Source organism: Pseudonocardia sp. (genome assembly GCF_025965585.1).
GTDB lineage: Bacteria > Actinomycetota > Actinomycetes > Mycobacteriales > Pseudonocardiaceae > Pseudonocardia.
In genome coordinates this window covers 1-10,158 of sequence record NZ_JAOPWR010000111.1, presented here as the reverse complement: position 1 = coordinate 10,158, position 10,158 = coordinate 1, and the positions used below count along the sequence as shown (strand labels likewise).

The following is a 10,158-nucleotide window of genomic DNA, read 5'->3' as shown; positions in this document are numbered from 1 at the left end:
GTCAGGACGTTGCGGCGTGGAGTGCCTTGGCGATGACGAGGTCTTCCCAGGCCATGCCGACCGACCGGAACACTCGTCTGCGGTCGTGGTCGACCGGGGTTTGCCCGCTCAGGACCGCGTGCAGCGGGATGGTGCAGTCAAGGTCGCCGGTGTTGATCGCATCGGCGACATCGGCTGCCTCGCGGGCGGCGGTGGCGGAGTCCTCGACGACGACCTGTGCGCCGCGCAGGGTGTCGGTGTCGAGTTCGCGGGCGTCGAGGGTGTGCGAACCCATCGCGACGACGGTGCTGTGCGTGGCCAGTCTGGTTCCGTCGAACAGCGGCGTCGCGGAGCTGGTGCAGCAGACGACGACGTCGGCGGCGGGGAGCGAGTCGGGCCCGGCCTGGCCGAGGTCGTGGTTTCGGGCGAACGCGCACGTCGACTCGGCCGTTCGGCCTGCGACGCTGATCGTCCGGAAGTCTCGAATTGCCTGCATGGCTTCGACGTGGGCTGCAGCCTGCGGGCCCGTGCCGTAGACCAGGAGCTTCGTGGCCGCGGGTGCGGCGAGGACGTCGACTGCGAGCGCGGAGAGCGCAGCCGTGCGCAACAGGGTCAGCGCCGGACCGTCGATCGCCAGCACGGGGAGCAGGGTGGTGGCGTCGTGGAGCAGGTAGGTCCCCGTGATCCGCGGGAGCTGGTGAGCGGGGTTGGCCGGGGCGACTCCGGCGATCTTCACACCGAACATGTGCTCGTCGCCGGCCGGCATGAGCAGCATGTGTCCGCCGGCGGCCGCGACAGCGGTTCGCGGCGGAGCCGCCACTGCGGGTGGTCCGTCGGCCTGGGCCTGCCGTAGTGCGGCGACGGCGTCGGGGTACGGCAACAGTTCGTGGATCCGGGCGGGGTCGAGATAGGGCAGCATCTGCTCCTCTTCCACAGGTCGCTTTCATGAGGCGCCGGCACCGAGGAAGCGCGCAAGGTTCGCGCCTGCGATTCCTTCGACCTCGGCGGCGGGCATCCCGGAGCGCAGCAGCGCGTCACTGACGAGTGGGAGCCCGGCCGGGCCGTCCAGCCCTGGCACGAGTACCTCGGTGTCGGTGCCTTCCAGGATCAGTGGTCGGTCGCAGTGCGGGATCTTCTCGGCGAACAGTTCGACGACGAAGTCCGCACCGATCCCGACCCGCTCGGATCCGGCTACGTCGGCCAGATGCCGCGCGTGCGCGACGACGTGAGCCAGCGTTGGTCGCTCGGTCGTCAGGTACCCGGCATAAAGGTTGAGGCACACGATTCCACCGGTCGCCGCGATTCCGCGCACATGCTCTTCGGAGAGGTTGCGATGGTGCTCGTGCACCGAACGGGAGGCGCTGTGCGTGGCCAGCACGGGTCGGCCGGCCAGCTCGAGGACATGGTCGATTCCGGCGGAACCCAAATGCGACACGTCGACCGCGACGTTGAGGGATTCGAGCAGCTCGAGGGCTTCGACACCGGCCCGGGTCAGCCTGCTACCGGCTGCGTCCTCCGCGGACCCGTCGGCCAGGGCGGACCGTCCGAAGTGGGTGAACGACACGATCCGCACGCCGAGACGGGCGAAGGTCTCCAGCAGTTCGACGTCGGTGTCGATCTGTGGGCAACCTTCGAGGGCCAGGACGAGCGCGATCCGGCCCGACGAGATCGCGGCGTCGATGTCCGCGCCGTCGCGGCACAGCGTCACGAGGTCCGCGTTCGCTTCAGCGATGCGATGTGCGGCCTCCACCATGCGCAGGCTCTCTCGCAGCGCGCCTTCGGGCCGGAACTCCTCGTCCACGTAGACCGGCAGCACCTGCAGGTCGACACCGCCGGCGCGCAGCTGTGGGTACCAATGTTCGCGGAAGTAGCTCGCCCACCGTCCGCGCGGGCGGCGGGCGACCAGCACGAGCAGGTCGTTGTGGGCGTCGGCGACAAGGCAGCGGGCGTTGAGCCGTTGACCGTCTGTCGCGGCCGTCATCTGCGCGGCGCCCGCGCCTGGGCGCGAAGAAGTGCGCTCACCGCTTTGGCGGTCGATGGAGCCAGGGTCATGCCGAGGGTGCCGTGGCCGGTCGCGGTGATGAGGTTGGGCCTGGTCCAGGCGATCCGAGGCACGCCGTCGGGGGTCATGGGCCGCGCTCCGCGCAGTACCGTCGCATTGCGGAGATCCCGCAGGCCCGGGACGAGACGTTCGGCCGCGTGGCGGATCGCGGCAGCGGCGACGCGGTCGTGCTCGGGCGAGGGTGTTCCGCCGATCCGCATGCCACCGGTGATCCGTATGCGCTCCGCGAGCGGGTTGAACACGACGTGGTCGTCGAGGCCCATCAGCGGTGCGTGCACCAGGGTCGTGACGGTGGGCAGGTCGATGCTCCATCCCCAGCCGGGTTGGACCTGCGTGCCCGAGGCCGGGGCGGCACCGGTGGCCAGGACGTACGTGGCTGCGCTGACGTCGCCGGCGGTCGTGTGCACGGCTCGCACGCGGCCGTCCCGCACTGCCAGTCCGGTCATCAGAGCTCGGTGGATCACGGCGCCACGGTGTTCGGCGGCCATGAGGGCCGCGCGGGTGGCGGCGACCGGATCGAGGGAGGCGTCTCCGTCGAAGTGCACCCCGCCGGCGACGTGGGGTCCGAGGCCGGGCTCGCGGCGCAGGCACGCGTGGTTGTCGAGAATGTCGAACGGCATGTCCTTCTGCTCGCGGGCCGCGTTGATCTGCTGGCGCAGCACGGCGGCAGAGCCGGCGACCTGCAACCACCCGCTGCGGCGCAGCCCCAGTGCGACTCCGGTCTCTGCGGCCAGTTCGGCGTAGCCGTCGGCGGCGGTGCGGGCGGAGTCGACCAGGCGGGTCGCCACCTGTCGTGCCCGGCCGGGCCGCGCGGCCCAGGCGAACCGGGCGAGCCAGCCCAGCACGCTCGGCGCGAAGGATCCGAGGGTGACCGACGCGTCCCGCCCGATCAACCCACGCATTCCGGCTCGCAGCGTGGCAGGTGTGGCCATCGGCCGGCAGTAGCTCGGGACCAACATCCCGGCGTTGGCGACCGACGCGCCCCCACCGGGGTCAGGGTCGACGAGGACGACCCGTCGTCCTTGCCCGGCCAGTTCCCGTCCGATCAGGGCACCGACGATCCCGGCGCCGACCACGACGACGTCCGAGGTCGGGTGGTCAGTCAGCACGCTGCAGCATCCGCAACGCGGTGTGGACGTGCCGTGCCCGCCCGCCGTCGACGAGGAAGCTCACCTCGGAGACGAGATCACCGAAGTCCGCCCAGAACGAGTCACCGTGTTGATGGTGCAGATCGGTCTCGCCGCCCGTGAGCGGGTTGGTGATCCGTAGCCGGCCGTCGAGCGCCATCCGCACCGTCACCCCGAACGCCGGCGAGCGGTATTCGCCCAGGTAGGGGTGCACATCGTCAGGTCCGGGTCCGATGGGCGGCAGGTCGCGCCGATGGCCCAGTGCACCGCGCAGGACGTCCTCGCCCAACGCCCAGCCCTCCGGGAAGTTGGTCAACACAGCAAGGGCGAGCCCGCGATCCGGCTCCACATGGACGAATGCGTTGGTCCCGCCGATGTGCTCGACTACCCGCCGCGCTGTCGCGCCGCGGGTAGCGGTCGGAGCGGGCAGGGCCCACCCCAGTCCCCACCCGTGAAAGTGCAAAGGAGCCCCCGGCAGGGCGATCTGCTGGCGCAGCATCTCGTCGCGCATCGACACCGGCAACAGCTGCGTGCCGTCAGCCGTGCGCCCCGACGCGCAGGCCAGCACCAGCCGGGCGGTGTCCGCGGCAGTGGCGTGCATGGTCGCCCCCGCGGCGCCGAACAGCGAGCTGACCGGTGGCCACAGATCACCGGCGACGAGCACGCCGTGGTCGTTCAGGACGTGTCCGGCCGCTGCGGCCGACGGGGTGGTGAACACCGCGGAGGTCGCACCGGCAGGGGCAAGGACCTCGTGCCTGGCGGCTTCCTCCCAACTCGTCGCGTACAGATTCTCGATCAGCCGCCCGAGCACGACGTAGCCGGTGTTGCTGTAGGAGAACACCGTTCCGGGCTCAGCGAACAGACCGGTCGCGACGAGCAGTTCGGCCAGCGAGCCCGAATCGTCCCAGGCGTCGACCAGACCAGAGCTGTGGCTGAGCAGCATGCGAGCAGTGATCGTCGTTCCGCGGTCGCCGAGGAGGGCGAGTTCCGGAACCGTTGCGCCCACCGGGTCGTCGAGGTCGAGACGACCCGCGGCCGCGAGGCGGCACACGAGTGTCGCCACGACGATCTTGGTCACGGAACCGAGCGGGAACACCGTGTCCGGGCTGACCACGGCCGGGTCGCCGATTCGGCGTACTCCGGTGGTCGCGCGTTGCTCGGTGCGACCGTCGATCAGGCATACCGCGGCGCCGGCGACGGCGTGACCCAGCGCTGCGCGAGTCAGGACGGCGTCGAGGGCCGTGAGGTCGGGTCGGGTCGTCATACGGTCTGCCCGACCGTGAGCGTGGCCGGTGTCTCGGGGCGGGTCAGCCGGGCGGGAAGGGCGAGACTGAGGAGCACCGCGGCGACGCTCACGGCTGCGGAGAGCAGGAAAGCGGCCTGGAAGCCCGACCACGCGGGCAGCTCCGTCACCGGGTCCGCCGACTGCGCCAGCAGGACCGCGCCCAGTTGCGCCCCCAGCGTGCCGCCGATGCTCTTGGTCACGAAGGTGAGACCGCTGACGCTGGCTGTGCGCTCCTCGGGAACCGTCGCCACGACGTTGTTCATCGCCTGAGTGAGCCCGAATCCGACGGTCACGCCGGCCAATGCCGTCGACACCAGGATCATCCAGGGACGCCCTGGCGCCGCGAGCAGGGCCAGGGACGCAAGAACCATGGCCCCGGTACCGACCAGCATCACCCCACGGGCGCCGATTGCCCTCTCGAGTCGCCCCGTGAGTGGCGCGACCGCTGTGCCCAGGATCCCGAGAGGAATCAGGTACAACCCGGTGTCCAGAGCGGATCCGTCAAGGCCGTACCCGGTCGATGCGGGCGATTCCACCAGGATCGGCACCAGCACGAACACCGCAAACGTCCCGAAACCCACGACGAAGGACACCGCGCAGGTCAGCAGTACCGCACGCTGCCCGAGCAACCGCAGGTCCACCAGCGGATCCCGGGTGCGCAACTCGACCACCACGAAGACCGCGAGAACCACGACACCCGCGGTGAGCAGGCCGAGGACGAGCAACGATCCCCAGCCCGCCCGAGACGAGCGTGAGATGCCGATGAGCACGAGTGCCAGCCCCGCTCCCAGCAACGCCGCACCGGGCCAGTCCACCCTGCCCTGCTTCGTCGGCGGGCACGAGGGGACAACCGCCCACGCCACGACGAGCGCGGCGACGATCACGACCAGCGGGATCCAGTACAGCCACGTGTAGGGCAGTACCTGCAGGATCGGGCCTGCGATCACCAGTCCCACCGCCGTGCTCGACGCCGCTGTCCCGACGATCAGCCCGTTGCTGGATGCGACCCGCTCCGCGGGCTGGGTGTCCCGGATGATCCCCACCGCCAGCGGTACCAGACTCAGCCCCACGCCCTGCAGGACCTGACCGGTGGTGAGCAGGGCAACGTTCGAGGCGAGTGCGGCGAGCAGCGTGCCGATCCCGACGATCGCCAGCACACCCAGCAGCACCGGCCGTTTGTCCCAGACGTCAGCCAGGCGCCCCACCAGTGGCGTTGACACCGCACCGGCCAGCAGTAGCCCGGTGAACACCCAGGCGATGGCCGGCGTCGAGGCCCCCACCGCTTCCTGGATGAGGGGCAGGGCCGGCGACAGCATGGTTTCCAGCGTCGAGTATGCGAACAAGGCCGCGGTCACGACGCACAACGTCCCCACCGTGGCCGCACGGCCACGTGGTTTCGGGAGGGGCGAGCTCATCAAGGGTCTCCGAACGGGAGGAGGAGGTGGGCCGTGCCGTTCTGCCGGTCAGGTGCAGTCTGATTCTCAGATGCAGCCTGTATCTCTGGTACAAAGGGTATATGAACGAGGCCGCGCGTCAAGTCCGTGAGACGAGCAGGGACCGCCGGGCCAGGGAGACCCGCAGCGCGCTCCTGGAAGCGGCCTACGAGGTCTTCTGCGAGCAGGGCTTCGCCGCGTCGTCCCTTGACGCCATCGCTGCACGCGCCGGTTTCACCCGTGGGGCGCTCTACAAGAACTTCGCGAGCAAGGACGAGCTGTTCCTCGAGCTGGCGGAGACCCGGGCCGACGCGATGTTCGACGAGTGGCGCGCGGTCAACTCCGAGGACACCGCGGACAACGGCGGGCGGGCTGTCGGATCCTGGCTCGCCGAAGCGATCCGAAACCAGGGCGCCTGGTTCCTCGCCAATGCCGAGTTCACCCTTGCCACCGCTCGCAACCCCGAACTCGCCGAACGTCACCGCACGGCTTTCAAGCAGGCCAACCGCGAGCTCGGCGCCCTGCTCCGGCGTTTCGGTGGTCAGGAAGACCGTTTCGGTGGTCAGGAAGACGATGACGACGCGATCGGCCTCATGGCCATGGCGCTGGTCGACGGCCTCATCCTTCAAGCGATGATCGATCCGAACCTCGACGTCGCAGGCCACCTCGCCACCGGGCTGGAGCGTCTAGTGCAGGGCGCCTGAGCTGACAACGTCGAATCCTGCAAAATCTTCTTCCCATCCCGGACACCCGAGCGGGGCGAGGACGGACCGGCGATCGGGCTGTGGAAGTTCAGAACCTGGTTACGCATGGGCGCTGATCCAGTCGACGGAACTGTCAATTTCATTCACGGCATCCCGCTCTGGGGAGTGTCACTGGGAGTGATATACGATTCGACTCCTGTATTGGGCGTAATCGACCTCCCGTTCCTGAATCTTCGATACTCAGCTTTAGTTGGTGCTGGTGCATTCCGCGGGCCCAAGCGCATCCATCCAAATTCGACAACCAGTATCACGCCGTGCGGCGTGCCGAGACCAGGTTGCCTGGCCCGTCCTCCTCGGCGCCGGTGTCCCACCACTCCTCAATGTTTGCGCGGGCGGTCAGCGCTGCTGATGCGAGCGGCAGGTCCCGCACGTCGGCCCACATCGATTTGAAGCTCAGAGACCAGGTCCGCTTCCCTTGCCGGCGAGGAGTGGTTACCTCGACCTCGACAAGTAATGCGTTCCCGTCCGTATCGACGCCTTCGACTGCAATCGTTCGTTCCTGTGGACTCGGAGCCGGGCTCTCAAGAGGAACGTTGACGTGCTCCAGGAGCTCTGCAGTGGTCCAGCGCACATGCTTCACCTTTTGCGCTACCCGTGAGTCGAATGCGTCGCTCCAACGGTCGCGCTGCACGACGTACTGAAAGCCATACGTTGCGGCGCCGCACCGCAGTGGTATCGCAAGACTGCCGCGGTTGTACGTGCTTACGACGGTCTCCTCGGACTTGCCGTCGCGAACGTTTTGGGGGCGCAGCTGCTGATGTTGATTTGCGTAGTCGAGCTACGGGTTGTGATCAGTAGCTGTAGCCGATCACCCGTCCGGAGGCTCGATCAGCTTCAACTTCCGACCTGACGAGACAGCGCTGTTTTCGATGGCCCCGCCTGCATCGGGGAGAACCTTCTGTACGTCTTCAAGCCCGGCCCTGGCGGGCCGGGGCACTGCCCTCCATGAGGCTCGGCCCTACAAGATCGGTCGGCACCTCCGCTGGCGGCGCAGCAAGCTGCTGGACCGGCTCGAGGCGAGGAAGAACCCGGTCTGACACCCGAACTGGTGAAGCCGACGGTGAGGCGGAGCCCGAAGTCGATCACACGTCGACACTCGGAGAAGTGGATCACAGGGATAAACCAGGAACCGATCACCAGATGTGAGATCATCAGCGGCATCGTCGCTGGTAGTTGCTCCTCCGACTGGATTCGAACCAGTAACCGCCCGATATGCAGCAGATACCTCTCAGCGCTACCCACAGGTACTCACACACTCCCCTTGAGCAGCGATTACGGTGCATCGAGCTGCTCGACGCCTCTCATCGTTTGTCATTGATTAATGGGACTAAGATGGGACCATCGATGATCACCGCCTCACGTGTGGAGCGTCGCGATGTCTCGACCACCGCTGCCTCTGGGCACCTATGGGCGTATCCGCACCTACCGCCAGGGTGACGGCTGGAAGGCCCGCACCCTCTACCGCGACTGGGATGGCGCCACCCGCCACGTGCAGAAACACGGTCGCACCGAGGCCGCCGCCCAGCGCGCCCTTGTCGAAGCATTGCGCGACCGGCACCGTTCCGATTCCGGCTCCCTGATCACCTCCGACACCCGCGTCGACGCCCTCGCTGAAGCGTGGTGGGCTGAAGTCGAACGAGCCCGTCTGTCCCCCGGCACTCTGCGCAACTACCGCGACCGGCTCGACCGCCAGGTGATCCCCTCCCTCGGCCAGCTCCGCGTCCGGGAGCTGACCACCGGCACCATCGACCGACACCTGCGCGTCGTCAACGATCGCCACGGCGCCGGCACCACCAAACTCGTCCGCACCGTGCTCTCGAGCATGTGTGGCCTCGCCGCCCGCCACGACGCCCTGGACCGCAACCCCGTCCGCGACGTCACCGCCATCACCCGCTCCACCCCCACCCGACCACCCAGAGCGCTCACCGCAGCCCAAGCAGCGCAACTACGCGCCGCTCTCACCTACGACGAACAAGCCATCAAACGCGACCTCCCCGACCTCGTCTCGATGATGCTCGCCACCGGCCTGCGCATCGGCGAAACCTGCGCCGTCACGTGGGACCGCGTCGACCTAGACAACGGCACCGTCCAAGCCGGCGGCATCGTCATCCGAGTCCGAGGCCAGGGCCTCCAGATCAAACAAGACGACTCGACTAAAGCCACACCCAGGACCCTGCGACTCCCCAGCTGGGCCATCGACATGCTCCGACGACGCGCCTCGCAACCAGCTCCGCCCGACGCGCCGGTCTTCCCCGCTCCCTTGGGAGGACTCCGCGACCCGTCGAACACCCAAGCCGACCTCCGCGACGCCTTCGCCGCTGCCGGGTTCGACTGGGTCACCTCCCACATCTTGCGCAAGACCGTCGCCACCCTCATGGACCAAGCAGGCCTTACCGCCCTGAACGCCGCCGACCAACTCGGCCACGCCAAGCCCTCAATGACGAGCGACCGATACTTCGGACGCGGCATCAACGACACCGGAGCAGCAGCCGTACTCGAGGCACTCGGTTGATCATCGTTTACCGAGCAAACCGGGAACCTCACGGCGCGCCTGCGATCCCTGGCCACCCGGCTCCGAGCCGATTCCGGCTCCAACAGCCCAGACAGGTCTCCCTATCCACTGATCTGTCGCATCGTTCGACCTAAAGCGACGGCCACCGCGTCCAGGCATCCGGCGGCGAGCGTGACGAGGAACACCGATATGGATCCTGTGCCGAACAACAGTGCTGTCAGCCCGGGTCCGGCGATGCTGCCCAGGGAGAGGACGAGGGCGTCGATGCTGTTGTAGCGACCGCGCAGCTGCGGGGATGCAAGGTCGTTGGCCAGCGGGCCTAATGACGGGGACAGCAGCGTTTCTCCGATTCCCATCACCGCTGCGGCCACAGCGGCCAGCGCCACCGCCGGGCCGCTCCCTCCGAGCGGGCTGGTGGAGGCCAGCAACAGCCAGCAGAGGGCGAAGCAGAGCTCACCGGCGACCAGCAGCCGGCTGCGCGCGACGGCGCGGGTACCGACGGCGACCGGAATCGCCAAACCGGCCACGATCACGGTGTTTACCGCGAACACCAGCGCGATGTCTGCCGGGCGCATCGCCCCGGGCCTTGAGAGCACGATCGGCAGCGCGGCGTGGTACTGCGCGTAGCCGAACACGACGAGGGGCGCCTGGAGGAGGCAGACCCGGCGGAACGTACGGTCGGCCAGGACGTCGCGGTAGCTCGCGGTTGGCGAGGCGGGCGTCGTCGCCGAGCTCACCACCTCGGCGGGGATCGCCGACTCGGCGTGCGCTGAAGGGCGGTCCGAGGGTACGAACCTCAACAGCGCGGCCGCGAGCAGGAACGACGCGGCATGGCGGACGTATAGGAACTGGAATCGTGTCACGGTGCCGGGACCGATCAGCACCGCTGCGGCCAGGGTGCCGACGCTCAGCCCGACATTGAGCAGGCCGTGCTGGGTTCCGAACACCAGACGTCGCTGCGCTGCAGATGTGAGCGCGCCGAGCAGGGCTTTGAAG

Annotated in this window: 9 protein-coding genes and 1 pseudogene; 3 read left to right on the top strand and 7 right to left on the bottom strand. The window is 68.4% G+C overall.

Annotated features, from left to right (window positions below; genetic code table 11):
- Position 1: 1 nt before the first annotated feature.
- From JWR81_RS06935 to JWR81_RS06915, 5 genes are read right to left on the bottom strand one after another with little or no spacing between them, the layout of a single operon-like run.
- The gene (locus JWR81_RS06935; RefSeq protein ID WP_297648315.1) at positions 2–913 is read right to left on the bottom strand and encodes an ornithine cyclodeaminase family protein; all 912 of its coding nucleotides are present in this window, start codon (positions 911–913) and stop codon (positions 2–4) included.
- Positions 914–922: 9 nt separating this feature from the next.
- Positions 923–1,960: a membrane dipeptidase gene (locus JWR81_RS06930; protein WP_297648313.1), complete on the bottom strand. Its 1,038-nt coding sequence runs from the start codon at positions 1,958–1,960 to the stop codon at positions 923–925.
- Complete coding sequence (locus JWR81_RS06925; protein ID WP_297648311.1) at positions 1,957–3,150, bottom strand: FAD-binding oxidoreductase; 1,194 nt, start codon at positions 3,148–3,150, stop codon at positions 1,957–1,959. The genes JWR81_RS06930 and JWR81_RS06925 overlap by 4 nt, the downstream gene beginning before the upstream one ends.
- A complete protein-coding gene (locus JWR81_RS06920) occupies positions 3,140–4,432 on the bottom strand; it encodes a serine hydrolase (RefSeq protein ID WP_297648309.1) in 1,293 nt (430 codons plus the stop codon). The genes JWR81_RS06925 and JWR81_RS06920 overlap by 11 nt, the downstream gene beginning before the upstream one ends.
- Positions 4,429–5,868: an MFS transporter gene (locus JWR81_RS06915; protein WP_297648307.1), complete on the bottom strand. Its 1,440-nt coding sequence runs from the start codon at positions 5,866–5,868 to the stop codon at positions 4,429–4,431. The genes JWR81_RS06920 and JWR81_RS06915 overlap by 4 nt, the downstream gene beginning before the upstream one ends.
- A 101-nt stretch (positions 5,869–5,969) precedes the next feature.
- Here JWR81_RS06915 and JWR81_RS06910 point away from each other — a divergent pair, with 101 nt between their 5' ends.
- Together JWR81_RS06910 and JWR81_RS06905 are read left to right on the top strand one after the other, a co-directional pair.
- Complete coding sequence (locus JWR81_RS06910) at positions 5,970–6,590, top strand: TetR/AcrR family transcriptional regulator (RefSeq protein ID WP_297648305.1); 621 nt, start codon at positions 5,970–5,972, stop codon at positions 6,588–6,590.
- 105 nt (positions 6,591–6,695) lie between these two features.
- Positions 6,696–6,887, top strand: a pseudogene (locus JWR81_RS06905) (inositol monophosphatase); the annotation flags it as partial.
- Between the two features lie 10 nt (positions 6,888–6,897).
- Here JWR81_RS06905 and JWR81_RS06900 read toward each other — a convergent pair.
- Complete coding sequence (locus tag JWR81_RS06900; protein WP_297648317.1) at positions 6,898–7,221, bottom strand: hypothetical protein; 324 nt, start codon at positions 7,219–7,221, stop codon at positions 6,898–6,900.
- An 804-nt stretch (positions 7,222–8,025) separates the two neighbouring features.
- Here JWR81_RS06900 and xerC point away from each other — a divergent pair.
- Positions 8,026–9,162, top strand: coding sequence for a tyrosine-type recombinase/integrase (gene xerC, locus JWR81_RS06895; protein WP_297648303.1), 1,137 nt, complete (start codon positions 8,026–8,028; stop codon positions 9,160–9,162).
- 101 nt (positions 9,163–9,263) lie between these two features.
- On the opposite strand, the gene JWR81_RS06890 is transcribed toward xerC, so the two are convergent.
- Positions 9,264–10,158, bottom strand: an 895-nt coding sequence (locus JWR81_RS06890) for an MFS transporter (RefSeq protein WP_367278748.1), incomplete at its 5' end; no start/stop codon positions are given.